This is a genomic window from Collinsella sp. UBA1693 (assembly GCF_002320115.1).
Taxonomy (GTDB): domain Bacteria; phylum Actinomycetota; class Coriobacteriia; order Coriobacteriales; family Coriobacteriaceae; genus Collinsella; species Collinsella tanakaei.
Genome location: NZ_DCJT01000010.1, coordinates 634,146 through 661,084 on the forward strand (window position 1 = coordinate 634,146; position 26,939 = coordinate 661,084).

Below are 26,939 nucleotides of genomic sequence, written 5' to 3' on the forward strand. Positions count from 1 at the left end.
GACGGTATGCGTAGCGCGGCATGAGGCCCTGTGGACTCTAAGTGAGGCGGGGACTGGAGAAGGTCATCGTCAAAAGACGGTGGCCTTTTTCATTCCCGCTGCAGGTCAAATTCGCGTTACGGATCCAGCTGGTCCTCTCACATCACGTCATAATGGTCGAAAAACAATCGGGGCGGGACGCTGTTGTCGCGGCTTGCGGAGAATCGTTGCTGACGTCTGCGCAAAAGGGTGTGCGCAAAAGGCGTGGCGACAACGCCCGCGCTAAAAGGGGGAGCAATGTCTTTTGAGGCCGCAAAGGCGCATTTGGAACAATACGGGCTGGCAGATCGCGTGATTGTATTTGATCAGTCTTCCGCCACCGTGGCGATGGCGGCCCAGGCGGCCGGGACCAGCGAGGCAGAGATTGCCAAAACGCTCTCGTTTTTGGTGGACGATGCAGCGGTCCTCATCGTTTCGGCGGGCGACGCGAAGGTGAACAGCTCCAAGTTCAAGGCGAAGTTCCACATCAAGGCGAAGATGGTCCCGGCAGATCGCGTGGAAGAGTTGGTAGGTCACGCTCCTGGCGGTGTGTGCCCCTTTGCCGTGCACATTGGCGTGCCGGTGTATTTGGACGAGTCTCTCCGTCGTTTCGAATACGTCTACCCCGCATGCGGAAGCTCCAACAGCGCCGTGCGCCTTACGCCCGCGGAACTAGAGCGCGTATCCGGCTGTGTTGAGTGGGTCGACGTGTGCAAGCTGCCAGAAATGGCGCAGTAACTGCTCCCATGTTCAAGAAGATCGGTTGATTTCTCTTCGGGAACAATGCCAAGCGCTATGCTCCTTTGACCTCATAGGGGCGGCTGCTGAAAACGCCCTCCAGTTGGACTTGGTGCTCTGCTAAAAATGAGGTCCAGTTCACACGGGATGCTGAAAATGGCCTCCAGTTGGACTTGGCATTGGCGGGCGCCTGGTGCGCGTGGTTTCTATCCTGCGCTTTTGCGACGGCTCCTCGCTGGCCGCTGGATCAAAGTCTAACTGGAGCTCGTTTTCAGCGTCGTCAAGTCCAACTGGACCCAAAAAGTAGATAGCGGGTGCAAACGGAGGCTGTTTTCAGCAGAGACCCCAAGTCCAACCGAAGCCCAAAAACAGCAGGGAGACAAAAAAGAGCGCTTTCTTGTCGAAGCGCCCTTAAGAATCTTTTTGTAGGATGCTATGCGAAGAATATCCTGTTGATCATTATGTAGAGGATGATGATTGCGGCAATCATGGCTACGGCGATTGGTACGCCGGAACTCCCGTCGTTGTTGTTCTTACTCATGTTTACTGACCTTTCTGCTGGAATCTGACTTCAAGAGTGGCTCCCTCGGGTATCGCATCCCCGCGAAGAGGCCCTCGAAGGTGGTCTTCGCATTTCGCTGTGCTTCTTCGTAAAGTCCCAGGGATTTTGCTCTGTCGACCATAGGGGCCTTCTGGCTTTCGATCCAACTCGACTCTTCGCCGGCCTTGATTGTTCCGTCAAGCTGTAACCGTGGAATGAAGATGTCCTTTCGTCATAAAGTGCAACCTCTTGACGCGGGTGCGCCATCACCCATTGCTCAGACTGTTGGACATCTCATTTATTCTAGAGCTATCTTAATAGCAAAGAAAAAACGTGCTATCAGAAATAGTGCAGAAAAAGCGTGCTATTATGAGGACGTATTAAACTGCGAGTTATTTGGAATGGCTATGCAACAATGTGCGGCTCTTATGGTGGATGTTCGTGATTCTCGCAAAATGAAGGACGAGAAACGCGTTGATGCGCAACGCCTGCTTGCCGCTTCGATAGCTTATCTCAACGGGCTGTTTCGTCGTGATCTTCTTTGCGATGTGGTCTTTAGCGCAGGCGATGAGGTGCAGGGCTTGTTTGCTGACGCTGCTGCCGCGTTCCTCTATTTCCGACAGCTATCCCTTCTTATGGCTCCCGTCGAGTTGCGGGGCGGCGTGGGAATGGGCGGCTGGGAGATGAAGATCGAAGGGGCGCCGTCTACTGTTCAAGATGGAACTGCGTATCATCATGCCCGCGATGCAATCGCTACGTCGAAGAAAAGCCGGTTGTACGGTTTTACAATTTCATCTTCCACTCCAATGCCAGAGCAAACTGTGATTGCTAACTATCCCTTGCTGCTGGCATCTGCAAGGACGGCGCGCCAAGCTGAACTCGCGCGCCATGTGGAGTTGCTCTTTCCGCTGGCGGCCCAAGCGGACGCCCTTGGAAGCAAAGAAGTGCAGGGGGCGTTGGAAGTGCTGCTGGCTGCTCTCGAGCGAATAGATGGGCACGCGATTCTTCACAACTGGAAGGCGGAGCCTCCTTGTCCGGTGGATGCTGCGAAGCTGAATTCGGCAGGGATGGTTGAACTGCCGTCGCAATTGTCGGGATTGTCATATAGGATGGAAACGTGCGCTGGCCGCACCAGGCAGTCGCTCGATAGGCTGTTGGATGGGGGGATGGTAAATCAAGAGCGTGTTGCCGCTGTAATGGCAGCACGTTTCTTGGGGGAGAAGGAAGCCGGTGGTGAGCTTGGGTGAAACGCTGTGCCTGCTGCTTTTGGGGCACGTTGTGGGGGATTTTTACTTTCAATCCGATGAAATGGCGATCGCTAAAGAGCGCTCTTATGCCGAGAGGGTGCGCCACGGCGTCTTCTACGCACTGGGCATGGCGCCTGTATTAGTAGCGATCGCTATTTTCTTGGGGTGCCCTCTTGTGTTGGCTGTGGTGGCGTGGATGGTGTTGTCCGCAATGCATGGCGTGATTGACTTCATGATTCGTCCGGGGATAAAGAGCATGACTCACGGGGAAGTGCAGGCTTTTCTGCTGGACCAGGCCCTACATGTGGGTTGTTGCGTAGTGGCGGGCGTGTTTTTGGCAAAGAATGCCTCAAGGGAGCTTTCGCCATATTGGGCCGAAACGCTTGTGTGGACCGCCTCGCTTGCTCTTTGCATTGTACCTGCATGCGTGTTAGTCAAATTACTGCTGGGTTCTCTGCGAAGGGATGCGGCTTTTCCTGATGGATTTAGGAAGAATGCTGCCAATTCTGGGCGTTCAATAGGAATGCTTGAGCGTGCGATTGTGGGCGTACTTACCCTGCTGGGACAGTACGATGCGATTGCGTTTGTGGTGGCAGCGAAGAGCATCGCGCGATACGAGAAGCTGAAGGACGATAAAACGTTCGCGGAGGTGTACCTGGTAGGCACGCTGGCGAGCGTTGCGACCGCAATATTTCTTCCGCTGTTTGTACGTTGGGCCATGGTGCTGTGAGTCATTTATGCATGACTGTGATGTCGGCATAGGGATATTTTGTCCGTTTTAATCTGGATAGTCATGTCGCTATTGTTGGCGCGGAGCCAATCGATGATGATGGCGAAGCGGTAATGCACAAGAGGGGCGGAGCGTGATGATGGACAAGCGACAGACCTGCGACTGCCTCGACGCGCACGGCGTCTCTTACGAGGCGACCGAGCGCGCGGCGGTCTACAGCATGACGGAGCTCTAGGCGGTCGAGCTGCCGTACCCCGACTGCGACGCCAAGAACTTCTTTGTGCGCGACGACGAGAAGCGCGCCTACTACCTCATAACGCTCATGGGCGACAGACGCGTCGACCTTAAGGAGTTCAGGCGGAGGTGCGGTACGCGCCCGCTCTCGTTTGCGTCCGCCGACGACCTTGGGTCCATTATGGGGCTCGAGCCAGGTCCCGTGATGCCCCTGGGCCTTCTCAATGACGAGGAGTGGAAGATGGCGCTCTTTCTGGACGCCGACCTTGTCGACGGCATCATCGGCGTTCACCCCAGCGACAACACCGCCACCGTCTGGATGCAGACGGCAGATCTTGCGCACGTTGTCGAGAACCATGGCAACGAGGTGCGCATCGTCGAGCTGTCGCGAAGACTCCTTGCGGCTGCTGTTTTTCGTACTGTATAGAGCATGCGATTCTCGCAGGAATTGAACCTACTCTATTCACGCTTTATACAGATCGCCAACATCGAGCAAGCCGCCCTTGTTAGGGATGGCAGCTGAGGGCGGCGAGGTGGGTAAGCAACGCTCCGAAAACGCATTGAACGGCACCAAAGGGTGATTCAAGGCTTCTTTGGTCGGTCGGCATGGACTTGGTGAGCGCTTTAGCGGGTGCCAGAAGCGCCAAAGGCACTCTGCATAGAGAAAAATACCCACCTCGTGGCCCTCAGCTGCCATCCCGACCGGGCGCGGTTGAAAAGACGGCGTATTAGCTCGTGGAATCAGTACGCGGAGCTGGGATGCTAAAAGCGGGCGGGTGCCGTTGTGCGCCCTAGCTGCCCTCGCGGTCCTGGCGACCTTGGAAAATGTGGTGCGGACCTACCCCACGCTGAACTCCACGCGGTCCAGGTCCTTCGCGTCCAGGCGGATGAGCTCTTCCGCCATGGTTCGGTCCTCGCTATCGAGCTCCTCGTCCGTGACAACGCGCGCCACCAGCTCTTCGTCCATAGAAGTGCCGTTAGAAGCGGGGGCGGCTTGCAACCCAACCGTGTACTCCTTAAACCCTGGGCAGACCACGGCCAGCTCGCGCGCGGTCTCGGCGGCGCCGTAGGAATCAGGCGCGGGGTCGTCTGCCGCTCTCACCATGTTCGACGTGAGGATGATGCAGGGAATGGCGAAGATGGCGGTGCCAATGAGGATGCGCCACCGTACGGTGTGGGCACGCGAGCGCGCATCGGCGTCTTCCTGCGCGGTTACCACCCCATCGTCGTTGAGGTCGCGTTTAAGCGGGGTGCCCAGCAGCAACAGCACGAGCATGGCGGATAGCGCGATAAAGACCACGTTGATGCCAAATTCGTACAGCGCGCTCAGCGAGAGCCCCAGGTTCATGGCGGCGATGCCGTAGCCCGCGGCGCACAGCGGCGGCATCAGCGCGGTGGCCACGGCGACGCCCGAGATGAGCGTGGCGGGCTCCTGGTCGCGCGAGTTGCCCAGGCCTCCCGCAAAACCGCCTACCAGCGCCAGGATGAGGTCCCATACCGTGGGGCTCGAGTTGTCCGCCATGGCCTGCGTCATGCCGGCGACGGGGGAGAGATTGAAGTAGAGCGTCGAGGTGATGAGGCAGAAAACCATCTGGACGATGAGCCCCGCCGCGGCGTCGCGCGCCAGGGTGCGGTCAAGCGTCGCCGCGGCGTATGCGATGGCGAGCACCGATCCCATGAGGGGGCAGATGAGCATGGCGCCCACGATAGCGATGTCCGAGTTGGTATCCAGGCCAATGCACGCGATGACCATGGCGACGATGAGGATGCACAGGTGGTTGCCGTTGAGTCGCGCCCCGTTGACAAAGCGTTTGCGAATCACATGGTAGGGCGCGCGTCCCTCGCGAATATTGAAGGTGTGCTTGAAAAAGGTGGCGACGCTGCGCCAAATCCGCTGCAGCGCGGGTCTTTCGCCGTGGCGCCGGCGATGGCGGTCGATGTATTTTTGCAGGTCTATGGCGGCGGAACGGCCGACGCGCTCGCCGTGATGGTCTTCGCGCCGATTGTTGTGCTGGCTGCTGCGTTGGTCCGCCATAGTGTCCACCTGCCGTGTTGGTAGTCCTCGTCCCCATCATCACGATCGCCGCAACCGCCGCGGGGCGGGGGCATCTCATCGCATTCTTGCCCCTTGCGCCGCACCTGTCAACGCACTGGGCACATACGCCTTGCGCCAACATGGTATAGTGTACGTTTGCGCGGGTACAACCCGTGGAAGCCAATATGAGACGCGTGCGCCACCTTATCCGACGCGCGCTCGTTGAAAGGACTGCCCCATGGCAGTAAATGAACAGCTTTTGCTTGAAGTTCTTGAGCAGATCCGCCCCAACCTGCAGGCTGACGGCGGCGACATGGCCTACGTGGGCGTGGACGATGATGGCGTTGTTTCCCTTGAGCTGCAGGGCGCCTGCGCCGGCTGCCCCATGAGCCAGCTGACGCTCTCCATGGGCGTGGAGCGCATCCTCAAGGAGCACGTCCCCGGCGTGACCCGCGTTGAGGCCGTCAACAACGGTCCCGCTGCAGATATGTACGACGAGTACGCGCCGTTCTAGGCGATTGCCGTTTCAAAGCGTTTTGCCCCGTGCCGCGCGCGGGGTTGATGGAGGTCCGCTATGGTTCTCTCTGACCACGACATCAAGATCGAGATCGAGAAGGGGCGCATCGTCCTCGACCCGTTCTGCGCCGAGCTGATCCAGCCCGCTTCGATCGACGTGCGCCTTGGCAATGATTTCCGCGTGTTCCGCAACTCCGACCACGTGGCGATCGACCCCGAGCTGCACCAGCCCGATCTTACCGAGCAGATCATTGTTTCCGACGGGGACGCCTTTGTGCTGCACCCCGGTCAGTTTGTTTTGGGCACCACGCTGGAGCGCATCTGCGTTCCGGATGACGTGCTGGGCAAGCTTGAGGGCAAGAGCTCTTTGGGTCGCCTGGGCCTGATGATCCACTCCACCGCCGGCTACATCGATCCGGGCTGGAACGGCCAGATCACGCTGGAGCTTTCCAACGTGGCGAACCTGCCCATCCTGCTTCGCCCCGGCATGCGCATCGGCCAGATCAGCTTCGAGCGCATGAGCTCCCCGGTCGATGTGCCCTACGGCGCCCCCGGCTTGGGCAGCCATTACCAGGGCCAGGTGGGAGCCACCGCAGGCAGCCCGCTCACCAGGCCCGGAGTCGCCCGTGGCTAGCGAGATCCCCGCGCCCCAGTCGCCCATGCCGGCGCGGGGCGCGTCTTGTATGCCGGCACCGGGCGGCGCGCCCATGCCCGGCGGCCGCGACGTGGTGGTCGAGGATCCTCGCGGCGAGGACGGCGTGGTGCGCTGCTGGGAAGTGCGCGGCTGCGCGGGCCTGTACGGTTTTTCCGGTTTTATGCAGGACGAGTGCCCGCACAATGAAAAGGACCGCTATATGCCGTGCCCTGCTACCTGCGCCTTTACGCGCTGCCAGCGCCCGTGGCACAAAGACGCGGTCACGTTGGAGGACCTTACCGATCCAACCGTGGACCGCATGGCCACCATTAAGGAGCAGTGCCGCCACTGCCTGCACTTTATTAAAAACGGTCCGCGGGCATCTGCCCGCTAGCGTGCCGGCGCCCGTTCCCGCGCGGGGCGACCTATAAGAGAAAGGGAGCCATTTTGCTCAACGACCTCTATCACATGCTCGATCCCGTCGCGTTTTCAGCGGGCCCCATCACCATCTACTGGTACGGCATCGCCTACGTGGTGGGCTCCATTCTCGCCGGTTTCGTTATGTATCGCGTGCAGCGCCGCTGGAACATGGGCCTCACCGTGGATGATGTCTGGATGCTGGTAACGGGTGCGGTCTTTGGCCTCATCATTGGCGGCAGGCTGTTCTACGTCATCTTTTACGGCGACGGGTACTACTTCACCCACCCGCTTGAGATTTTCGCGACCAACCAGGGCGGCATGAGCTTCCACGGGGGCTTGGTAGGGGGCTTGGTAGGGGGCTACATCGTGTGCCGCATGCTCAAGTTGTCTGCCTGGACCATTGCCGACCTCGCCATCATAGGCGTGCCGCTGGCGCTGGCGCTGGGCCGCTGCGCCAACTTTGTGAACGGAGAGCTGTGGGGCAAGCCCACGGACCTGCCTTGGGGCGTGGTCTTTGGCGGGTCGGCCGGCGAGATCCCCCGTCATCCCTCCCAGCTTTACGAGGCGTTTCTAGAGGGCATCGTCCTTTTTGTGATCCTGTACTCCATGAGCCGCAAGAAGAAGCTGCCGCCGCAGGGCGCCTTTATAGGCACGTTTGTGCTGGGCTATGGCGTTGTCCGCTTCCTTATCGAGTTCGTTCGCGTGCCCGATGCACAGCTTGGTTATCTCTTTGGCGGCTTCATCACCATGGGCCAGCTGCTGAGCCTGCCCTTGATTGTGATCGGTGCCGCCTTGTTGTTCTATGCATACAAGGCTTCTCGTCCACAGCATGCGTTTTTGGACGAGGACTAGCGGGCAGCGGGGTAAGCGAGCAAGTGGAAAGGCCTATGAGGAAAAAGACGTTTTGTAGCGCCCTCGCACACGCGGGGGCGTATTTGGTTTCGATTGCCGTGCTGCTGGGGCTGTGGCACCTGGCTGCCGTGGTGATTTCAAGTCCGGCGCTACCAACCCCGGGGGCGACGGTGGCGGTGTTTCGCGAATATGTTCCCGATCTGGCCCCCGCGTTTGCGGTGAGCCTGTATAGAGTGCTCGCGTCGCTTGGCATCGCGTCGGTGCTGGCGGTGCCCGCGGGCTTGGCCCTGGGGAGATCCCCGCGCCTCGATGCGGCGGTGTCTCCGGCGCTGCACGTGCTGTACCCCATTCCCAAGGTGGTCTTGCTGCCGGTGTTCTTGGTGCTGTTGGGGCTGGGCGATGCAGCCAAGATCGCCCTGATGTCCGTCACGGTGTTCTTCCAGGTGCTGGTGAGCGTGCGAGACGCCGCGGCGTGCGTTCCGCGCGAGTCGATCCTGGCGGCGCGGAGCCTGGGTGCCGGCCGCGTGGTGACCTGCCTTCACGTGGTGGTTCCGGCGGTGCTGCCCGAGCTGTTCACGGCGCTTCGCGTTGGCTCTGGTACCGCGGTGGCGATTCTCTTTTTGGCCGAGTCCATCGCTGGTTCGACTGGGTTGGGCTATTTCATTGTGGATGCATGGTCGATGGTGGACTACCCGCGGATGTTTGCCGGCATGATTGGCATGGCGGTGCTGGGCGTGGGAATCTACGAGGTGCTTGCCCTGGTGGAACGCCTGCTCACTCCATGGCGGCGCGCCTAGCGCGTGTCGCGCGGTTATGCGCGGGCGGCCTCTGCTTAAGGCCGTGGGGTTGCTGAAAAGCCCCCTTTTGTCGCCTTGATGACCGCAGCAAGGCAGCGGGTATTTCCCGAGGCGGGCAAATGGACGTTTATTACTGGGGTTAGCCATCGGTAAAACGTCCAAATGTCCGTCTCAAGGGATGGGTGCCTGGCGGCAGGCTACTTTACCGGTCCAAATTCGCCGGTCTGCTCGTCAAAGAACAGGGCGTTTTTAAGGTAGCCGCGCGCGAGCATCCAATCCAGCTGCGGCTGGATCATGTCGCAGGTGGGCTTGGCGCTCGCGGGGTACTCCGCGATGGGGTAGGTCTTCTTGAGGGGGTCGGCCAGGTTGGTCTTCTCAATAAGCAGGTCGCGGTAGCTCTCCGGGTCGCTATTGATGGCCTGGGCAGCAAGGTCCCAGCCGCGGGCCACATCGGCCACGGCATCGCGGCCGCCCTCCTCGTCCTCAAACGCCTCGCGGACCACCACAACGGACTGGGAGAGGTTTTGGCCGTCGGAGTCCTGGGCGTCGTTCATGATAACGGTGCACCCGTTGATCTTGCCCAGTTCCAAAAGGCTGTTGGGCAGCGCCGCGGCGTCCACCTTGCCAGATGTCATCATCTCAAAGCGAACGGGCATCTTCTTGATTTCCTCTTTGGTGAAGTCGCCCTCGCCAATGCCCTGGATTTCCAGGAGCTTGTCCATCACGTACTCGGGCACGGTATTTGAGCCCACGCCAATGGAGGCGCCGCGTAGCTGATCGGCGGTCTTTATGGCGGAGTCCGGACCTACCATGATGCCGAAGATGCCCTGTTGGGGCGTGGCGCCAAGGGCGATCCAGCGCATGCGCACCGGCGTGCCGCCCGCGGTGAGCGAGGCGGAGACCTGCGGGTCGGTCATGGCCATGTCGATTTCACCGGCGGTCACGGCGGCGGAAAGCTCCTGAGCGCTTTGGAACTCGGTGACCTCCACGTTGACGCTTGCGGGGAACATCTGCTCCTTCGCGGCAACCCAGCCGGGAAGGAAGTCCTCGGTCATCATGGTGCCCATGCGCACGGTCCGCGCGTTGGCCCCGGTGCCCGCGCCGGAGCCCGCGGCAGATCCCGATACGGCTCCCTTGTTGGTGCATCCTGCGAGCATCATGGCTCCCAGCGCGCCGGCGCCGGCAAGAAAGCCGCGGCGCGTGGGGCAGGGGTTGGTGGGTTGTACGGTCATAGCGATCGCCTCCTGTGTCGTGGTTGCGTATCACTCGTCGCGCCAGTCGATGTATGTGTCGCTTGCGCGTCGAGCACGGGCAGTATAGATGCCGCCGCAAGTCCGTTTGTGAGCTTTCGTTACAATGAGCCATTGGTTTTTGCAACGGGCTCGCTTGGTCGAGTTTTTGGACGAGTTCTGGCGGAGCGTCTTAGCGCGCAGGCGGTGCCCTTGGGTTTTGCGCGGGCCCCTGCGTGCGACGCCGCGGGGCGACCGCGTACGGTAGGGGGCCATATGGCGCAAGAGAGTATAACGAATGTGGACGATGAAAGCGCCTTGGCGCCCATGAAATCCGCGGGCCCCGGCAACCTGGCGGGGGAGTCCGCGCCTGCCCCTGTTTCGCCCGCTGCGGGAACGGCCCGCAAAGACGCCATACGCCTGCTGTGGTTCAGGCACTATCCCCTGTGGCAAAGCGCGATCGCCTTCTTGCTGGGCTTGCTCGCGACGGCGGCGCTCTCCATCGACCTTGCGCCCGTGTCCTACAAGACAATCACCAAGCTCGACCCCACTGCCACCGGTGCGCTTTACATCTGCTACGAGGTGCTTCTTTCCTTTGCTGGGCACAGCGACGCGATCGTGCTGTTGGCGCTGGCCCTGCTGTTGGTGCTCCCTATACGCTACGTACTGTTTGGAAAGGGCGATTCGCTTAGGCCATCGGTTGTGCTTCCGGCGGCGGCGTTTGCCCTGTGCACGGTCTTTGGTATGAGCTATGACCTCACGGATAGCGCCGCGCTGGTGGCGGGCGGCATCTCGCAGGCGATCAAGGCCGTCATCATGGGAGCCGGCTGCGCAGTGCTGGGGCATACGGGCTTCTACTTGTTCTACGACTGCCTGGATTGGTTGGGTACCCAGCGCCCGGCGTTTAGCGAGTCGCGCTTTGGCGTTGCCTGGCGCGCGGCGCACGCCGCGCTGGATCGCCGGCCGTTCCTCGTTCCGTTGGCGCTCATCGCGCTGGCGTGGTCGCCCTCCTTTATCGCGGCGATGCCGGGCATTTTTATGGGGGATACCGGCGCCCAGATTCGCCAGTGGTTCAATCTGCCTAACGGCACCAGCGACTACCTTAACCTCATCAATCCCAACGTGCTGCTCAACGGCCACCACCCGGTGGCGCACACGGCGCTGGTTGGCGGCTGCGTGCAGCTAGGCATGCAGGTTTTTGGGGACGAGAACGCGGGCCTGCTTATCTACACCGCCTTGCAGTTCTTCATCACGGCGGCGACGGTCGCCTACCTGGTGTGCTCGCTGCGTCGGTTTGGCTGCGGGCTTGCGCCCCGCGCGGCGTCGCTGCTGTTTTTTGCGCTCATGCCCCTGTTCTCAAATTATGCGGTGCTCATCACCAAAGACGTCCTCTTTGCGGACGCTTTGGCGGTGCTGGTGGTGCAGACGGCGTCGCTGCTGGCTGCGGGAACAGGTCATGGCGTGACCATGCGCCCCCGCGACTGGGCGCTACTGGTCATCTCTTCGATTGGGTGTACGTTTTTGCGCAACGGAGGCTTGGTGTTTCCACTGGCCGCGTGTGGGCTGGCCGCCATATTCGCAGCGCGGGACGCGCGGGGCACGCGGGCGCCGCGCCGCCGTTGGATCGCCATCGTTGGGGTAGCGGCGCTTGTCCTTGTCCTCAACATGGCTTTTGCGCGTGTGGTCATGCCGGCGCTCGACATCACCCCGGGTAGCCGCCGCGAGATGCTCTCCATCCCATTTCAGCAGACCGCGCGGTTTGTGCAGAAGCACGATGGCGCCAACGCCGGCATCGAGGGCGGCGTCGACGATGGGTTGGTGAGCGAGGAGGAGCGCCGGGCAATCGACCGCGTGCTGGGGTACGACTCCCTGGCCTCGCGCTACGACCCCGACAAATCAGATGCGGTCAAGAACGGCTTCAACGAGGATGCGACCACGCAGGACCTGGCGGCGTATTTTGCGGTGTGGGCCAAGATGTTCCTACGCGATCCAGAGAGCTACATCTCTGCGGTGGTGAACAACTATTACGGCTACTTTTATCCCAGCGAGAGCGATGTATGGTTCTACAGCACAATCGAGGGCGCCAAGATTATGGCCAGGGAAGAGAACCGCGCCTACTTTGATTTTCACCCGGTTGAAAACTCGCTGGTAGAAGCCTGCGGGCATGCGGTGAACCTGTACCGCGTGGCAATACAGCGCGTGCCGTTGGTGTCGCTTACCATGAGCTCGGCATCGTATACGTGGTTGCTTATCGCCGTGGGCGTCTACCTGCTGAGAAGCGGACAGTGGCGTTCGCTGGCGATGATGGTGCCGTTGTTTGGCGTGCTGGCGGTCTGCCTCGTTGGCCCGTGCAATGGCTCCACCTACATGCGCTATCTCTATCCAGCCATCCTGTCTCTGCCCTTCGCCTTGTCCGTGGCGCTTGCCTGGCCGCGGCGTCTGTGGCGAGCGAGGTAGGCGTGGAAAGGGAGGGTCGTCACAAGGGGCTTTCGACGTCTCTTGCGGCGTATTGGCGGCGACGTCGCCCCGTGAGTATTGCGTGTTACCGCGCGGTGACTATAAAATTCATGCTTTCGCAGCTCGCGCATTCGGTATATCATTTCCAGCGTCTGTTTCTACAGGGTCACCGATCCGCCGCGACCGAGCGACCGAGCGCATATTCGATAGGAGTCTCGCATGTCCGGACACTCTAAATGGGCAACAACCAAGCATCGTAAGGGCGCACAGGACGCCAAGCGTTCCGCCCTGTTCTCCAAGCTGAGCCGTAACATCACCGTTGCCGCCCGCCTTGGTAACGACCCCAACCCCGACAACAACGCCTCCCTGGCCGCCGCCGTCGCCAAGGCCAAGGCTCAGTCCATGCCCAAGGACAAGATCAAGGCCGCTATCGACAAGGCTTTTGGCTCGGGTGCCGATGCCGCCGTGTACGAGAGCATCGTGTACGAGGGCTATGGCCCCGCAGGTGTCGCCGTGTACGTCGAGTGCCTGACCGACAACCGCAACCGCACCGCTGCCGACGTCCGCTCCGCGTTCTCCCACGCTGGCGGCAACCTGGGCACCACCGGTTCCGTCGCCTTCCAGTTTGAGCGCAAGGGCCAGGTTGTGGTCTCCAAGGAGATCCTCGATCCCAACGCCAAGAAGGAAACCATGATGGCCAACGGCGCCGCGGGCGATGAGGAAGAGTTCATGATGGCTATCGCCGAGGCCGGCGGCGACGATTACGAGGACGCCGGCGAGGAGTGGGTTGTCTGGACCGCCGCTGGCGACCTGATGGCCGTTTCCAAGGCCATCGAGGCCCAGGGCATCGAGGTCAAGGGTGCCGAGCTCACCATGGTTCCCACCACCCCCACCGCCGTTTCCGGCACCGACGCCAAGAAGGTCCAGCGCCTGATCGACCGTCTCGAGGAGCTCGACGACGTCCAGGACGTGTACTCCACCATGGACATGACCGACGAGGTCATCGCCGCCCTCGAGGAGGAGTAGGAACTTTTTAGACCCTTAGGGTTTCATTAAGAAGACTGCCTGCGAGCCGGGCCCGCCAACGCGTCGGGTCCGGCTCGTTTTATAATCGTTTTTTGTACCCGCGCCCCGTGCTCACCGCAGCGCGTGCCCGCCTGTGGTGCGCCGACATGTGGATGCATCGTCCACGGCATAGCGGGGTACAAGGTACTAATCTGCGCGCGGTGCCGGTCTTTGTCCGCAACGCGCATTCGATAGTTCTACTCGTCCATATGAGGGGAGGCGGTATGGGTAGGTTTAAAAAGCTCTGCGCCGTGGTGTACCTGCTTTCCTGCGTTGTCGCGCTGGGCACCTTCGCCGCTTCGCTGTTTGGCCCCGCAACCGGCCGTGTGGAGGCGTTGCTTGATAAGCCCGCCTTTCGCATCGTGCTGGCCGTATGCCTGGTTATCTGCGCGCTGCAGGCTCTGTGGGTGCTGTTGCGCGTGATTATTGAGCGCCCTGAGCCCGATTGCGTGCGCATCGATGCCGCGGGGGAGGTTCAGGTGACGTTGACCGCCATCGAGTCCGTGGCGCGCGCCGCCGCGCGCGAGGAGGATGTGCTGGTCGAGGAGGTGCACGGCCGCATTACGGGGAGGGACTCCTCCGGCGTCCGCGTGGCCATCGATGCCATCGCCTTGACGGAGACGGGTTTGGACGATGTGGCCCAGCGCATGCGCCAGCGCGTTGAGGCGGCGCTTGAAACCATGTTGGGAACGCCCGCGGCATCGGTGCGCGTGCGCTTTCTTCCCAGTAAGACCACTACCGTGACCAGGGAGGTTTAACGGTGAGCGATAGCAAGAGTACCGGTCGCGGCCCTCGCGCCGTGATTGAGCAGGAGCCCGAGCGGGCGCATGCGGATGAGCGCGCAGCCGAGCGTGAAGCCGGGGACCATGTCTCGTCCAAGAGTTTTCAGGATGCGACCATTGGATTTTTCACCGGGGTGGGCCGTCGCGCCTGGCGCTATGCCGACGCGCACCCGCATACCGTGCTGTACGGATGCATTGGCTTGGTGCTCGCTGTGTTGATCTTGTGGCTGGGCCTGTGGGATACCATCGTCATCGCGATCTTTGTTGGCGTCGGTGCGGCGATGGGCCAGGTACGCGACGGCGACGGCGGCATCTACCGCTTCTTCAACCGTTTGTTTGGCGGTAGGCGCTAGCGGCGACGCACGTTGGCGGCACCGGAGTCCACGGCACGCAAACCATGCTCGCAAGGCAAGATTTTGAGGCTTGATCAAGCTTGAAAGGGGATAGGCATCATGGCGGAGAAGGAAGTTATAGAGATGGCCGATGGGGCAAGCGAGGTCTCCACGGAGCAGACGCCCGCCCAGGATTTCGCGGCCAAGCTCAATGAGGATGATACCGTTGAGGCCGAGGGCGATGCCGAGGTGGAGGTCGAAGAGGACGAGCTCGATACGGATGATTCGCTGACCTATTCCAACGGCGTAATCGAGAAGATTGTAGCGCTGGCGACGCGCGAGGTGCCGCATGTGCTGGGCATGAAGGGCAACCTGATGCACTTTGTGCAGGAGCAGTTTGGTGCGGAGAACCTCACCAAGGGCGTAACCGTTGAGGTTACGGACGATAACCGCGTTGTGGTGAACATTTCCGTCATCATCGAGTACGGCGCCTACGCCCCGGATATCTTCGACGACGTGAAGGCCCGCGTGACCGAGCGCCTGGCCGCGATGACCGGCCTCGAAGTCGCGGGCATCAACCTGCGCATCGACGACGTGGTGACGCCGGAGGAGTACGCGGAGCGCCAGAAGCACCTGATCGACAATCTCAAAGCGGACGACGAAGACTAAGTCTGGTCTGGTGGCTCCCATTGGAAGCCGTGCATCTCTATCCGCTTTGCGGAAGCGCGGTTCTATCTGTCATTTTTGCCCGGGTCTCCTGGCTCGGGCTTTCTTATGCGAGCGGGGAGGGCGGACGGGCGTGCCCCGCTGCCGGCGCAAGCGCCCCGCGCCGTTGCTTGCGACGTTCACGAATCGGTAACAGTGCCGCTAGGGGTTGCGTCTGCAAATGCTACCGTGCTATTCTCGTCCGCATGATTACTTACGCTGAACATATCACGATGATGATGGTCATGGAGATGCCCTCGCCCGGGCACTTTGCCATGCCGCGCGATAGCCGGCGTGGGGAGACCGGGCGCCTCGATTAGGCCGTCTCCGGCGGGAGACGGTCCGCCTTCTCATACAACCAATCATCGAGCGGAGTTTCACTCGTGATCAGCATTCAACATGTTTCCAAAACCTATGACGTTCCTAAAAAGGCCGCGCGCAGGGCTCGCGGTAAGTCTGCGGGCATCGACACCAGCTACGCGGCATCCGTGAGCGGCAATGCCGTCCTTGCGGGGGCGGCAGTGTCCCAGGCTGCAGCCGAGGTCGCCGATGCCCTGCGTCCCGCGGTGCGCGACGGCGTGGTGTATGCGCTGGACGATATCAACATCGAGATCGCCGACGGCGACATCTTCGGCATCATCGGTATGAGCGGCGCGGGCAAGTCCACCTTGGTGCGCACCATCAACTTGCTGGAACGCCCCACGTCCGGTCGCATTGTGGTCGACGGGCAGGATGTCACCGACCTTGCCGGAAGCGCGCTGCGTGCGTATCGCCGCCGCGTCGCCATGATTTTCCAGAACTTTGGCCTGCTTGCCCAGAAGACGGTAATCGATAACGTGTGCTTCCCGTATCTCGCGGCAAACGGCAAGGTGACGGAGGCAAACCGTGTCCACGCCCTGGAGCTGCTTGATCGCGTTGGTCTTGCTGAGAAGGCACATTCTTATCCCAGCCAGCTTTCCGGCGGCCAGCAGCAGCGCGTCGCCATTGCCCGCGCCCTTGCCTGCGAGCCGGAAGTCATTCTCTGCGATGAAGCCACCTCTGCGCTGGATCCCAAGAGTACCAATACCATCTTGAAACTTCTGAGGGACATCAACCAAGAGACCGGCGTCACCTTGGTGGTCATCACCCACTCTATGGACGTTGTCCAAAAGATCTGCAAGAACGTAGCCGTGTTGGACTCCGGCCGCGTGGTGGAGACCGGCGAGGTCGCTCGCGTCTTTGCCGAGCCCGCTGCCGAGGCTACGCGCGTTTTGCTTGGAAAGGTGGACTGGGATGCTTAACGAATTTCTGGCCAACTTCTCCGGATTGCTCGCCCAAGGTACCCTCGACACCCTGGTGATGGTCTTTGTCTCGACCGCTATCGCCTATGTTTTTGGGACCGCATTGGGCGTGGTGCTGCATCTAACCGCTGCGAGCGGCCTGCGTCCCATGCCCGTTCTTAACGCGGTCTTGGGCTGGGTGGTCAATATTGGCCGCTCGCTGCCGTTTATCATTCTGCTTATCGCGCTTATGCCGTGGACTGCGGCGATTGTGGGCGTCTCCACCGGCGTTCGCGGCGTTATTCCGCCCTTGGTGGTCGCCACAGCTCCCTTTGTCGCCCGCATGATCGAGCAGTCTTTGGCCGAGGTTTCGCATGACGCCGTAGAGGCCGCCGAGGCATGCGGGGCGTCCGTGCCGCGCATCGTCTTCTCCGCCCTCCTTCCTGAGGCGCTGCCCTCCATTGTGCGCGGAGTCGCGGTCACTTTGATCGCCGTGCTGGGCTACACCGCCATCGCCGGCGCCGTGGGTGCGGGTGGACTTGGCGATATCGCTATCCGCTACGGTTACTACCGCTACGAGAACGAGGTCATGATCGTCACGGTGGTGTTGCTGATCATTCTCGTCCAGCTTATCCAGACCGTGTGCAATTTCATCGCACGCAAGGTGGACCATCGCTAGATTGGACTGCACGTAAGCGGGCATGCCTGCTGGTTTGGCATAAATCGCGCTTCTTTTGAAGGGTCGCGCGGGCATGCGGCTTCTACCTGTTCTATAAGATTTCTTCTGAATCACGCATCTAAGGCGCATTTCGCACCGTTTTCAACATCGATTTTGAAAGGGGTTATCCCATGACTACATTTACTGGCAACCATGGCGATCGTTTCGACGCCGCCGTCTCTCGCCGCTTTGTCCTCAAGGCTGGGTTTGCCGGCCTTGGCGCCGTCGCCCTGGGCGGCCTTACCGCTTGCGGCGCAGGCGATGCCAGCGGTTCCGGCGCTGTCGAGGCGTCCAAGAAGCTCACCGTTGCCGCCAGCCCCGCGCCCCACGCGGAGATCCTCAATTCCTTTGCCGCGTCCAAGCTTAAGGAGGAGGGCATCGAGCTGGTGGTTAAGGAGTATACGGATTACATCCTGCCCAACAAGGACACCACGTCCGGCTCGGTCGACGCCAACTACTTCCAGCACATCAACTACCTTGAGAACTACAACAAGGAGAACGGCACCGATCTTATCTCCGTGGGCTCCATCCACTACGAGCCCATGGCCGTCTACGCCGGCAAGTCTTCTGACCTCGCCGCCATCGCGGACGGTGCCACCATCGCGGTTCCCAACGATCCCACCAACGAGGGCCGTGCGCTGCTGCTGCTCCAGGACCAGGGCCTGATCACCCTCAAGGACCCCACCAACCTGGAGGCCACGCCCAACGACATCGCCGAGAACCCGCACGGCATCGTCTTCCAGGAGCTCGAGGCGGCCGCGGTGCCGCGCGCCCTCGAGTCCGTTGACTTCGCCGTCATCAATGGCAACTACGCCATCGAGGCCGGTTACCACGTCAAGGACGCCCTGGTGCATGAGGAGACCGGCTCCACCGCGGTCGAGCAGTACGCCAACATCGTCTGCACCACACCGGAGAAGGAGGAGGACGAGAACATCCAGGCGCTGGTCAAGGTCCTGCAGTCCGACGACTTCAAGGCGTATCTGGAAGAGAACTACGGTCAGGACGTTCTTCCTGCCTTCTAATCAACAATAGGGGAGTAGCGCCCGGCATCGTCGTTGAAGAGCGGTGCCGGGCGCTATGTGTGAGGATGAGAACAGTAGGACGAGAACCACGGCGGGTCTCCGTCCGATCGTCCCGGTTGGGCAAGGGCCTGCCAAAGTTATGGAATCGCCTGCACAGAATAACTTTTTGTAGCGTTCTTTACGCAAAGGGCGTATAGTAACGAATGTTTTGTCGGCTCCTGCCGTCAAATCGTCATGTCGCGAACAGCCAGATGCGGCGTGATGTATACGTCAGGAGGCACGAGGACAACCCGCAGTGGCCAAGCCCCGTGCTTAAAACCCCATGAAGGAGTGAAAATGGCTGAAGAGAAGTATGTCCCGCGTCTGAAGACCAAGTACAACGACGAGGTCAAGCAGCTTATGCAGGACAAGTTCCAGTACAAGAACGTCATGGAGATCCCCAAGTTCGAGAAGATCGTCGTCAACATGGGCGTTGGCGAGGCCGCTACGGACTCCAAGGCTATCGACGGCGCCGTCCGCGACCTGCGCGTCATCACCGGCCAGCAGCCCATGGTGACCCGCGCCCGCAAGTCCATCGCATCCTTCCGCCTGCGTGCCGGTATGCCCATCGGTGCCAAGGTCACCCTGCGCGGCGACCGCATGTGGGAGTTCTTCGATCGTCTGACCTCCGTCGCGATCCCCCGTATCCGCGACTTCCGCGGCATTTCCGCCAAGTCCTTCGACGGCCGTGGCAACTTCTCCATGGGCGTTACCGAGCAGCTTATCTTCCCCGAGGTTGACTTCGACTCCGTCGATCACACCCGTGGTATGGATATCACCATCGTCACCACCGCCAAGACCGATGAAGAGGCCAAGGCCCTTCTGGACGCCTTCGGCTTCCCGTTCAAGAAATAGGTTCTAATGTTCCGGGTCGCGGGCGGTGCGCGAAGAGCACGTGCCGCCCGTCCGGAATGAACAATACTCAATGTGAGGAGGAAATAAGTGGCTAAGACATCGATGATCGTCAAGTGCAATCGCGAGCCGAAGTTCTCGACGCGCAAGTACAGCCGTTGCCAGCGTTGCGGCCGTCCGCATTCGGTCTACCGCAAGTTCGGCATCTGCCGTGTCTGCTTCCGCGAGCTGGCACTGAAGGGCGAGCTTCCCGGCATCAAGAAGGCCAGCTGGTAAGTCACTGCCAGCGCGCGCGGACGAACGACTCGTCCGTTCGCACGGAAGAACGTGCTGTCCTGGCTTGTTCGCTAAGGGCGAAGAAGGACCGCAGCACGTGTTCATCAAGAACGAAGGAGAATCTGCATGAACGTCACAGACTCGATCGCAGACATGCTTACTCGCATTCGCAATGCGAACTCTGCGAACAAGGCTGAGGTCTCGATGCCGAGCAGCAAGAAGCTCGTCGAGATCGCTCGCGTTATCTGCGAGGAGGGTTACGTCGAGAGCTATTACGTCGAGGACACCGCTCCGGCCAAGACCCTGCACATCACGCTCAAGTACGGCCGCAAGAAGGCCAAGGTCATCAACGGCATCAAGCGCATTTCCAAGCCCGGTCTGCGCAAGTACGCCGGCGCCAAGGACCTTCCCCGCGTTCGCGGCGGCCTCGGCACTGCAATCATTTCCACCAGCCAGGGTGTTATGACCGACCGCGATGCCCGTAAGCTCGGCATCGGCGGCGAGGTCATCGCATTCGTTTGGTAAATCGCTTCGGCGTGTAGAAGGAAAGGAGACCACCGTGTCTCGTATCGGTAGGAAGCCTGTCCAGATTCCCGCTGGAGTCGAAGTGACAGTCAATGGCAACACCTGCGTCGTCAAGGGCCCCAAGGGCACCCTTCAGCAGGATTTCCATGAGAACATCACCGTGACCGTTGAGGAGAACGAGGTAATCGTTGACCGTGCCAACGACGAGCGCGAGTCCCGCGCCCAGCACGGCCTGACCCGCGCCCTCATCCAGAACATGGTCACCGGCGTTTCCGAGGGCTTCACCAAGTCCCTCGAGCTCGCTGGCGTTGGCTACCGTGTTCAGCTCAAGGGTACCTCCCTTGATTTCTCCCTTGGTTACTCTCACCCGGTCGTCGTCGAGGCTCCCGAGGGCATCACCTTCGAGGTTCCCGACAACACCCACATCAACGTCAAGGGCATCAACAAGCAGCAGGTCGGCCAGATCGCCGCTGAGATCCGTGCGAAGCGTCCGCCCGAGCCTTACAAGGGCAAGGGTATCCACTACGTTGGCGAGCACATCCGCCGCAAGCTCGGCAAGGCCGCTAAGTAGTAACGCGTTTACCTCGCACATAAGACCAGCACCCCGTTAGGTGTTGGCATGACTTCTTAAGGAGTTTCAGCATGAACAAGAACAAGGCGAAGCAGGCAGGCCTCAAGCGCCGTCAGCGTCGCGTTCGCGGCAAGATCTTCGGCACCCCCGAGCGTCCGCGTCTGCGCGTCGTTCGCACCAATGCGAACATCTACGCCATGATCGTTAACGATAACGAGGGCAAGACCCTGGTTTCCGCTTCCACTCTTGAGGCCGAGTTCAAGGGCACCAAGACTGGTAACAAGGATGCTGCCGAGAAGGTCGGCGAGCTCGTTGGCAAGCGCGCCATCGAGGCTGGCATCACCCAGGTCACCTTCGACCGCGGTGGCCGCATCTATCACGGTCGCGTCAAGGCCCTGGCTGACGGTGCTCGTGCCGCCGGCCTGGTCTTCTAGGAGGTATTAAGCAATGGCTCGTAATATCAAGCAGCAGCGCGAGGCCTCCGAGTTCGAGGAGCGCGTCGTTTTCATCAACCGTGTTGCTAAGACCGTCAAGGGCGGTCGTCGCATGTCCCTGGTGGCCCTCGTGGTCGTCGGCGACGGCAAGGGCAACGTTGGTCTGGGTATGGGCAAGTCCGCTGAGGTGCCCCTGGCCATCTCCAAGGCTACCCTGGACGCCAAGAAGCACATGTTCCACGTGCCCGTCACCGAGGAAGGCACCATTCCTCATGACGTTCTCGGCAAGTTCGGTGCCGCTAGCATCCTGATCAAGCCCGCTGTCGAGGGTACCGGCGTTATCGCCGGCGGCGCAGTGCGTCCCCTCTTCGAGCTCGCTGGCATCAAGAACGTTCTTTCCAAGTCGCTCGGTTCCGACAACGGCCTCAACATCATCAAGGCCGCTGCTGAGGGCCTCAAGGAGCTCTCCAGCCCCCAGGATATCGCTGAGCGCCGTGGCCTGACCGTCGCCGAGATGTTCGTCGGTAAGGAGAACTAAGCATGGCTAACACCATTAAGATTAAGCAGGTCCGCAGCACCAACGGTTGCAAGCAGGATCAGGTCAGGACCGTTCGCGCCCTCGGCCTCAAGAAGATGAACGCCACGCGCGAGATTGCCGACAATGACGGCGTCCGCGGCATGATCTTCAAGGTCAAGCACCTTGTCGAGATTGTAGAGGAGTAACAATGCAGCTTCATGATCTTACTCCGGCACCGGGTTCCAACAAGCGTCGCAAGCGCGTCGGCCGTGGTAACTCGTCCGGTAAGGGCACTTATTCCGGTCGCGGCCAGAACGGCCAGGGTTCCCGCTCCGGCGGCACCAAGGGTGCTGGCTTCGAGGGCGGCCAGACTCCGCTCGCGATGCGTCTCCCCAAGCTCCCCGGCTTTGTGAGCCCCCGTCGCATCGAGTACACCGCTATCAACGTCTCCGATCTCGAGGCCCGCTTTGAGAACGACGCCGTCGTCGACGGTGCTGCTCTGAAGGCTGCCCGCTTCGTCAAGAGCGAGTTCGAGCCCGTTAAGGTGCTCGGCAACGGCGAGATTACCAAGAAGCTCACGGTCAAGGTTGACAAGATCTCCGCCTCCGCTAAGGCCAAGATCGAGGCCGCGGGCGGAAAGGTCGAGCTCCCGTGCTAAATGGTTTGAAGAACACGTTCCGCATCAAGGAATTGCGCGGAAAGATTCTTTTCACCATCGCTATGCTCGTGGTGTACCGTATCGGTGCACACGTTCCTGTGCCCGGTATCCCCTTCCAGGGGATGCTGGGCCTTTTCCAGTCTGCGGGTGATTCCGTAGCTTCTGGAGCGATGGCCCTGCTGAACCTTTTCTCCGGTGGCGCACTTTCCTACGTGTCGGTATTCTCGCTGGGCATCATGCCCTACATCACAGGCTCGATCATCCTCCAGATGCTTCAGAGCGTTGTGCCTTCCCTGCATGCGCTCGCTCGCGAGGGCGAGGTTGGTCAGACCAAGATCACCCAGTACACACGCTACCTTACGCTTGGACTGGCGATCGTAAACGCCATTGGCTACCTTTTCCTCTTCAAGAGCTTCGGTATCAGCTTCAATGGTGCGGGCGCGCCCGAGATCATCTTCGATATCATGATCGTCGGCACGCTCGCTGCGGGTGCGATGCTCATCATGTGGATCGGCGAGCTCATTACCCAGCGTGGTATTGGCAACGGCATGAGCCTTATCATCTTTGCCAATATCATGGCCGGCCTTCCCCAGGCTATCTTCTCCTCTGTTGAGGGCACCGCGGGCGTAATCACCACGGTGGTCATCTTCGTGATCATCCTGTGCGTCATCCCGCTGATCGTCTTCATCGAGCGCGGCCAGCGCCGCATCCCGGTCCAGTACGCCAAGCGCGTTGTGGGTCGTCGCATCATGGGTGGCCAGTCCACTTATCTGCCCATCAAGGTCAACACCGCCGGCGTCATTCCCATCATCTTCGCCAGCGCGCTGCTGTACTTCCCGGCGCAGATCGCGGTCTTCTTCCCCAACATCGGTTGGATTCAGACCGTCGCTAACGCGATGTCTACCGGCTGGATCAACTGGATCCTCAACGTGTTGCTGATTGTCTTCTTTGCATACTTCTACACCTCCATGGTGTTCAACCCGGATGATACGGCAGACAATCTCAAGAAGCAGGGTGGCTTCATCCCGGGCGTCCGTCCCGGTAAGGCGACCGCGAACTACATCAAGAACGCGCTCAACAAGATCACCCTTCCTTCCGCCATCTTCCTGGCAATCATCGCTATCGTCCCGTCGATCGTGTTTTCTTTCACGGGCAACCAGCTGATCCAGGCTTTTGGCGGCACCTCTGTTCTCATCATGGTCGGTGTCGTTCTCGACACTATTTCCAAGGTTGAGAGCCAGCTTAAGATGTACGATTACGACGGGTTCTTTAAATAACAGCTGAGAGGAGACTCCCATGAACATCGTTCTTTTGGGTGCACCGGGCGCCGGCAAGGGCACGCAGGCCCAGCGTCTTGTGCGCGACTTTGGCGTAGCCCACATCTCCACTGGCGATTTGCTTCGCGCCGCCGTCAAGGGTGGTACGGAGCTGGGAATCCAAGCTAAGAAGTACATGGATGCCGGCGAGCTCGTTCCCGACCAGCTCGTTATCGATCTGGTTAAGGAGCGCCTTGCTGAGGACGACGCCCAGCAGGGCTTCCTCCTCGACGGCTTCCCCCGCAACACCCTGCAGGCCGTGACGCTCGATTCCGAGCTTTCCGAGCTTGGTCGCGAGCTTGATTGCGCCCTGCTGATCGACGTCGACCGCGACGTCATCATCAACCGTCTGTCCTCTCGCCGTACCTGCCGCGCTTGCGGCTACACCGGCACCGCTGCTGACGAGGTATGCCCCTCTTGTGGCGGAGAGATGTACCAGCGCGACGACGATAAGGCTGAGACCATCGCCAACCGCATGGATGTCTACGAGAAGCAGACGAGCCCCCTGGTCGAGTACTATCGCGGCCAGAACATCTTGAAGACCATCGATGGCGATCGTGACGTCGACGTCGTCTACGCGGACGTCAAGGAAGTCCTCGGTCTATGATCAAGATAAAGTCTGCGGATGAAATCGAGCAGATGAAGGTTGCCGGAGCGCTGTCTAAGATGGCGCTCCGGCGTATTGGTGCCATGGTTCGCCCCGGCGTTTCCACCTTTGAGCTCGATCAGCTTGCCGAGCAGATTATCCGCATGCACGGTGGCAAGCCAGCGTTTAAAGGATATGGTGGATTCCCCGGATCCATCTGCGCTTCTTTGAACGACGCCGTGGTCCACGGCATTCCCAATCCCGACATCATCCTTCGCGATGGCGATATCGTGTCCATAGACACCGGCGCCGTGGTCGATGGTTGGGTTGGCGACAACGCCTGGACCTTCTTCTGCGGAACCCCTTCGCCCGAAGCTAAGGCTTTGTGCGAGGTAACGCTCGATTGCCTGAAGGCGGCTATCGAGCAGGCGGTACCTGGTAACCATATCGGAGATATAGGGTATGCTGTTCAGTCCCTTGCCGAGTCACATGGCTACGGTGTCCTGCGCGATTATGTTGGCCATGGTGTCGGGCGCGTTATGCATGAAGAGCCCAATGTTCCCAACTACGGCAAGAAGGGGAGGGGCGTTAAGCTCCATGCCGGCATGGTCATCGCCATCGAGCCGATGATCACCATGGGTTCCCCGCGCGTGAAGGTTGGACGTGACGGTTGGCTTGTTTCTACCAAAGACCACCTGCCTGCTGCCCACTTCGAGAACACCGTTGCCATTACCAACGATGGGCCGGTCATCATCACCTCCGATGAATCGGGTGCCTGGTGTGATATGCAAGGCGGATCGCTAGTTGTGTAGCGATTGGGGAATTTTGTGAATTGGCGAATGTGTGATGTATCATTCGCTATTGCTGTCGTTTTCAACGTAGAGAAAGATGATTGCTTGTGAAGAAGGAAGATGCTATCGAACTCGAGGGCACGGTAACCGAGCCGCTGCCTAACGCTATGTTCCGCGTCGAGCTCGAGAACGGTCATTCGGTCCTTTGCTCGATTTCGGGCAAGATTCGTATGAATTACATCCGTATTCTCCCGGGCGACAAGGTTGTCGTGGAGCTTTCCCCGTATGACCTTACCCGTGGCCGCATCACCTATCGCTATAAGTAACGATAGCAGCCATCCACTGCCATTTCCGATCGCTAAGAAGTGCTCAGCCTAGCGGTCGTATTGGCATGTGTAGACCAGCCAGTGTTAAACGCCTGCGGCTGGGCGAGTAGATAGTACTGTTGTTTGAGCACTACCGAAAGGAAGAACGATGAAGGTACGTCCTTCGGTCAAGAAGATGTGCGATAAGTGCAAAATCATTAGGCGCCATGGCAAGGTTCTCGTCATCTGCGAGAATCCCCGCCACAAGCAGCGTCAGGGTTAAGAGAGGAGACCAACGTTGGCCCGTATTAATGGTGTCGACCTTCCGCGCGAGAAGCGCGTCGAGATCGGTCTGACCTACATCTACGGCATCGGCCGCACTACTGCTACCAAGATCTGCAACGAATGCCAGATCAACGTCGATACCCGCGTTAAGGACCTTACTGAAGATGAGGTTAACGCTATTCGCGAGTACATCGACAAGAACGCCATCATGGTCGAGGGTGACCTCCGCCGTGAGCGCACCCAGAATGTCAAGCGCCTTATGGACATCGGCTGCAACCGTGGCCTGCGTCACCGTAAGGGCCTGCCGGTCCGCGGCCAGCGCACCCACACCAACGCTCGCACCCGCAAGGGTCCGAAGCGTCAGATCGGTGCTAAGAAGAAGAAATAGGGAGTTTGACGCATAATGGCTACTGCTAAGAACAAGCGCGGCGCCGCTTCTCGCATCAAGCGTTCCGACCGCAAGAACATCTCCGTGGGCCAGGCTCACATCCGTTCCACGTTCAATAACACCATCGTTTCGATCACCGACGCTCAGGGCAATGTCATTGCCTGGAAGTCTGCCGGCACCGTGGGTTTCAAGGGCTCCCGTAAGTCCACCCCGTTCGCCGCTCAGATGGCTGCTGAGGCTTGCGCCAAGATCGCCATGGAGCACGGTATGCACAAGGTTTCCGTGTTCGTGAAGGGCCCCGGCTCTGGTCGCGAGACCGCCATCCGCTCCCTCCAGGCTGCTGGCCTCGAGGTTTCGAGCATCCAGGACAAGACCCCTATCCCACACAACGGCTGCCGCCCCAAGAAGCGTCGCCGCGTGTAACTGAAAGGATCGAAAAACTATGGCAATCGATAGGACTCCGGTTCTCAAGCGCTGCCGTCAGCTCGGGATCGATCCCGCTGAGCTCGGTTACAGCAGCAAGAAGGAATCTATTCGCCAGCCCAAGCGCCGTCGCAAGGAATCTGAGTACGGCATGCAGCTGCGCGAGAAGCAGAAGGTTAAGTTCATTTACGGCGTTCTGGAGAAGCAGTTCCATCACTACTTCGACCGCGCTCGTAAGATGAACGGCATCACCGGTGAGAATCTTCTCATTCTCCTGGAGAGCCGTCTCGACAACGTCGTGTTCCGTCTCGGCTTTGCTCGCACCCGCAAGGAGGCTCGTCAGACTGTCCGTCACGGCCACTTCACCGTTAACGGCCGTCGCGTTGACATCCCCTCCTATCAGGTCAAGCCTGGCGACGTCGTCGCCGTTGGCGAGAAGTTCCGCGATCTTCTCCCCATCAAGGAGGCCCTGATCTCCTCTGAGCGTTTCGAGGTTCCCGGCTGGCTCGAGGTCGATATCGAGAAGCTGTCTGGCAACGTTCTGGCTATGCCCGTTCGTGAGCAGATCAGCGGCGATATCAAAGAGCAGCTCATCGTCGAGCTCTACTCTAAGTAGTCCTTTTGGGCTGCTGAGGCTGGAGG

35 protein-coding genes are annotated in these 26,939 nt (G+C 60.1%); 33 read left to right on the forward strand and 2 right to left on the reverse strand.

Features of this window, described 5'->3' with window-relative positions; all coding sequences use genetic code 11:
- Nucleotides 1-276 precede the first annotated feature (276 nt).
- The 4 genes from B3H65_RS07200 (at nt 277) to B3H65_RS07215 (ending at nt 3,935) form a co-directional block, all read left to right on the forward strand.
- Nucleotides 277-756: a YbaK/EbsC family protein gene (locus tag B3H65_RS07200; protein WP_286684711.1), complete on the forward strand. Its 480-nt coding sequence runs from the start codon at nt 277-279 to the stop codon at nt 754-756.
- Nucleotides 757-1,518: 762 nt separating this feature from the next.
- The gene (locus B3H65_RS07205; RefSeq protein WP_286684712.1) at nt 1,519-2,544 is read left to right on the forward strand and encodes a SatD family protein; all 1,026 of its coding nucleotides are present in this window, start codon (nt 1,519-1,521) and stop codon (nt 2,542-2,544) included.
- A complete protein-coding gene (locus tag B3H65_RS07210) occupies nt 2,531-3,274 on the forward strand; it encodes a DUF3307 domain-containing protein (RefSeq protein ID WP_286684713.1) in 744 nt (247 codons plus the stop codon). Before B3H65_RS07205 ends, B3H65_RS07210 begins: the two co-directional genes overlap by 14 nt.
- Nucleotides 3,275-3,518: 244 nt before the next feature.
- Nucleotides 3,519-3,935, forward strand: coding sequence for a YbaK/EbsC family protein (locus B3H65_RS07215; RefSeq protein ID WP_286684757.1), 417 nt, complete (start codon nt 3,519-3,521; stop codon nt 3,933-3,935).
- 411 nt (nt 3,936-4,346) lie between these two features.
- On the opposite strand, the gene B3H65_RS07220 is transcribed toward B3H65_RS07215, so the two are convergent.
- A complete protein-coding gene (locus B3H65_RS07220; RefSeq protein ID WP_286684714.1) occupies nt 4,347-5,543 on the reverse strand; it encodes a DUF389 domain-containing protein in 1,197 nt (398 codons plus the stop codon).
- A 238-nt stretch (nt 5,544-5,781) separates the two neighbouring features.
- On the opposite strand from B3H65_RS07220, the gene B3H65_RS07225 reads away from it, so the two are divergent.
- From B3H65_RS07225 to B3H65_RS07245, 5 genes are all read left to right on the forward strand, one after another.
- On the forward strand, nt 5,782-6,057 hold the full coding sequence (locus tag B3H65_RS07225; protein ID WP_009141452.1) for a NifU family protein: 276 nt from the start codon (nt 5,782-5,784) through the stop codon (nt 6,055-6,057).
- A 60-nt stretch (nt 6,058-6,117) separates the two neighbouring features.
- Nucleotides 6,118-6,693 carry a dCTP deaminase gene (dcd, locus tag B3H65_RS07230; RefSeq protein ID WP_009141453.1) on the forward strand — a complete coding sequence of 192 codons (576 nt, stop codon included), beginning with the start codon at nt 6,118-6,120 and terminating at the stop codon, nt 6,691-6,693.
- Nucleotides 6,686-7,087 carry a hypothetical protein gene (locus tag B3H65_RS07235; protein ID WP_286684715.1) on the forward strand — a complete coding sequence of 134 codons (402 nt, stop codon included), beginning with the start codon at nt 6,686-6,688 and terminating at the stop codon, nt 7,085-7,087. The genes dcd and B3H65_RS07235 overlap by 8 nt, the downstream gene beginning before the upstream one ends.
- 53 nt (nt 7,088-7,140) lie before the next feature.
- Complete coding sequence (gene lgt, locus B3H65_RS07240) at nt 7,141-7,965, forward strand: prolipoprotein diacylglyceryl transferase (protein ID WP_286684716.1); 825 nt, start codon at nt 7,141-7,143, stop codon at nt 7,963-7,965.
- 83 nt (nt 7,966-8,048) lie between these two features.
- Nucleotides 8,049-8,762 carry an ABC transporter permease gene (locus tag B3H65_RS07245; protein WP_286684717.1) on the forward strand — a complete coding sequence of 238 codons (714 nt, stop codon included), beginning with the start codon at nt 8,049-8,051 and terminating at the stop codon, nt 8,760-8,762.
- A 197-nt stretch (nt 8,763-8,959) separates the two neighbouring features.
- Here B3H65_RS07245 and B3H65_RS07250 read toward each other — a convergent pair whose 3' ends face one another.
- Nucleotides 8,960-9,994, reverse strand: a complete 1,035-nt coding sequence (locus B3H65_RS07250) for an ABC transporter substrate-binding protein (protein WP_270479771.1) — start codon at nt 9,992-9,994, stop codon at nt 8,960-8,962.
- Nucleotides 9,995-10,267: 273 nt separating this feature from the next.
- Between B3H65_RS07250 and B3H65_RS07255 the strand changes: the two genes are divergently transcribed.
- The 24 genes from B3H65_RS07255 (at nt 10,268) to rpsD (ending at nt 26,913) form a co-directional block, all read left to right on the forward strand.
- Complete coding sequence (locus tag B3H65_RS07255; protein WP_286684718.1) at nt 10,268-12,448, forward strand: DUF6020 family protein; 2,181 nt, start codon at nt 10,268-10,270, stop codon at nt 12,446-12,448.
- A 219-nt stretch (nt 12,449-12,667) separates the two neighbouring features.
- The gene (locus tag B3H65_RS07260) at nt 12,668-13,474 is read left to right on the forward strand and encodes a YebC/PmpR family DNA-binding transcriptional regulator (protein ID WP_286684719.1); all 807 of its coding nucleotides are present in this window, start codon (nt 12,668-12,670) and stop codon (nt 13,472-13,474) included.
- A gap of 263 nt (nt 13,475-13,737) precedes the next feature.
- Nucleotides 13,738-14,271, forward strand: a complete 534-nt coding sequence (gene amaP / locus B3H65_RS07265) for an alkaline shock response membrane anchor protein AmaP (protein WP_286684720.1) — start codon at nt 13,738-13,740, stop codon at nt 14,269-14,271.
- Between the two features lie 2 nt (nt 14,272-14,273).
- Nucleotides 14,274-14,648, forward strand: coding sequence for a DUF2273 domain-containing protein (locus tag B3H65_RS07270; RefSeq protein ID WP_286684721.1), 375 nt, complete (start codon nt 14,274-14,276; stop codon nt 14,646-14,648).
- Between the two features lie 99 nt (nt 14,649-14,747).
- Nucleotides 14,748-15,296: an Asp23/Gls24 family envelope stress response protein gene (locus B3H65_RS07275; protein WP_286684722.1), complete on the forward strand. Its 549-nt coding sequence runs from the start codon at nt 14,748-14,750 to the stop codon at nt 15,294-15,296.
- A gap of 419 nt (nt 15,297-15,715) precedes the next feature.
- The gene (locus B3H65_RS07280; protein ID WP_009141463.1) at nt 15,716-16,612 is read left to right on the forward strand and encodes a methionine ABC transporter ATP-binding protein; all 897 of its coding nucleotides are present in this window, start codon (nt 15,716-15,718) and stop codon (nt 16,610-16,612) included.
- Nucleotides 16,605-17,270, forward strand: a complete 666-nt coding sequence (locus B3H65_RS07285; RefSeq protein ID WP_009141464.1) for a methionine ABC transporter permease — start codon at nt 16,605-16,607, stop codon at nt 17,268-17,270. Before B3H65_RS07280 ends, B3H65_RS07285 begins: the two co-directional genes overlap by 8 nt.
- A gap of 170 nt (nt 17,271-17,440) precedes the next feature.
- Nucleotides 17,441-18,331 (forward strand): MetQ/NlpA family ABC transporter substrate-binding protein, encoded by an 891-nt coding sequence (locus B3H65_RS07290; protein ID WP_286684723.1) that lies wholly within the window; start codon nt 17,441-17,443, stop codon nt 18,329-18,331.
- 336 nt (nt 18,332-18,667) lie between these two features.
- Nucleotides 18,668-19,225, forward strand: coding sequence for a 50S ribosomal protein L5 (rplE, locus tag B3H65_RS07295; RefSeq protein WP_009141466.1), 558 nt, complete (start codon nt 18,668-18,670; stop codon nt 19,223-19,225).
- Between the two features lie 87 nt (nt 19,226-19,312).
- On the forward strand, nt 19,313-19,498 hold the full coding sequence (locus B3H65_RS07300) for a type Z 30S ribosomal protein S14 (RefSeq protein WP_009141467.1): 186 nt from the start codon (nt 19,313-19,315) through the stop codon (nt 19,496-19,498).
- A gap of 126 nt (nt 19,499-19,624) precedes the next feature.
- Nucleotides 19,625-20,023, forward strand: coding sequence for a 30S ribosomal protein S8 (gene rpsH / locus B3H65_RS07305; RefSeq protein WP_009141468.1), 399 nt, complete (start codon nt 19,625-19,627; stop codon nt 20,021-20,023).
- A 34-nt stretch (nt 20,024-20,057) separates the two neighbouring features.
- Nucleotides 20,058-20,594, forward strand: a complete 537-nt coding sequence (gene rplF / locus B3H65_RS07310) for a 50S ribosomal protein L6 (RefSeq protein ID WP_117679657.1) — start codon at nt 20,058-20,060, stop codon at nt 20,592-20,594.
- A 71-nt stretch (nt 20,595-20,665) separates the two neighbouring features.
- Entirely contained in the window at nt 20,666-21,028 is a 363-nt protein-coding gene (rplR, locus tag B3H65_RS07315; protein ID WP_009141470.1) for a 50S ribosomal protein L18, read from the forward strand.
- 13 nt (nt 21,029-21,041) lie between these two features.
- Complete coding sequence (rpsE, locus tag B3H65_RS07320) at nt 21,042-21,566, forward strand: 30S ribosomal protein S5 (protein WP_009141471.1); 525 nt, start codon at nt 21,042-21,044, stop codon at nt 21,564-21,566.
- Nucleotides 21,567-21,568: 2 nt separating this feature from the next.
- On the forward strand, nt 21,569-21,751 hold the full coding sequence (rpmD, locus tag B3H65_RS07325; RefSeq protein WP_009141472.1) for a 50S ribosomal protein L30: 183 nt from the start codon (nt 21,569-21,571) through the stop codon (nt 21,749-21,751).
- A gap of 2 nt (nt 21,752-21,753) precedes the next feature.
- Nucleotides 21,754-22,203, forward strand: coding sequence for a 50S ribosomal protein L15 (rplO, locus tag B3H65_RS07330; protein ID WP_286684724.1), 450 nt, complete (start codon nt 21,754-21,756; stop codon nt 22,201-22,203).
- On the forward strand, nt 22,197-23,480 hold the full coding sequence (secY, locus tag B3H65_RS07335) for a preprotein translocase subunit SecY (protein WP_286684725.1): 1,284 nt from the start codon (nt 22,197-22,199) through the stop codon (nt 23,478-23,480). The genes rplO and secY overlap by 7 nt, the downstream gene beginning before the upstream one ends.
- 19 nt (nt 23,481-23,499) lie before the next feature.
- Nucleotides 23,500-24,126 (forward strand): adenylate kinase, encoded by a 627-nt coding sequence (locus tag B3H65_RS07340; protein ID WP_009141475.1) that lies wholly within the window; start codon nt 23,500-23,502, stop codon nt 24,124-24,126.
- The gene (gene map / locus B3H65_RS07345; protein WP_286684726.1) at nt 24,123-24,917 is read left to right on the forward strand and encodes a type I methionyl aminopeptidase; all 795 of its coding nucleotides are present in this window, start codon (nt 24,123-24,125) and stop codon (nt 24,915-24,917) included. The genes B3H65_RS07340 and map overlap by 4 nt, the downstream gene beginning before the upstream one ends.
- An 86-nt stretch (nt 24,918-25,003) precedes the next feature.
- Nucleotides 25,004-25,222, forward strand: coding sequence for a translation initiation factor IF-1 (infA, locus tag B3H65_RS07350; RefSeq protein WP_009141477.1), 219 nt, complete (start codon nt 25,004-25,006; stop codon nt 25,220-25,222).
- A 148-nt stretch (nt 25,223-25,370) separates the two neighbouring features.
- Nucleotides 25,371-25,484, forward strand: a complete 114-nt coding sequence (gene rpmJ, locus B3H65_RS07355; RefSeq protein ID WP_006363204.1) for a 50S ribosomal protein L36 — start codon at nt 25,371-25,373, stop codon at nt 25,482-25,484.
- 15 nt (nt 25,485-25,499) lie between these two features.
- Complete coding sequence (rpsM, locus tag B3H65_RS07360) at nt 25,500-25,874, forward strand: 30S ribosomal protein S13 (RefSeq protein ID WP_009141478.1); 375 nt, start codon at nt 25,500-25,502, stop codon at nt 25,872-25,874.
- Between the two features lie 15 nt (nt 25,875-25,889).
- Nucleotides 25,890-26,297, forward strand: coding sequence for a 30S ribosomal protein S11 (rpsK, locus tag B3H65_RS07365; protein WP_009141479.1), 408 nt, complete (start codon nt 25,890-25,892; stop codon nt 26,295-26,297).
- A 19-nt stretch (nt 26,298-26,316) separates the two neighbouring features.
- Complete coding sequence (gene rpsD, locus B3H65_RS07370) at nt 26,317-26,913, forward strand: 30S ribosomal protein S4 (protein ID WP_009141480.1); 597 nt, start codon at nt 26,317-26,319, stop codon at nt 26,911-26,913.
- Nucleotides 26,914-26,939: the final 26 nt, after the last annotated feature.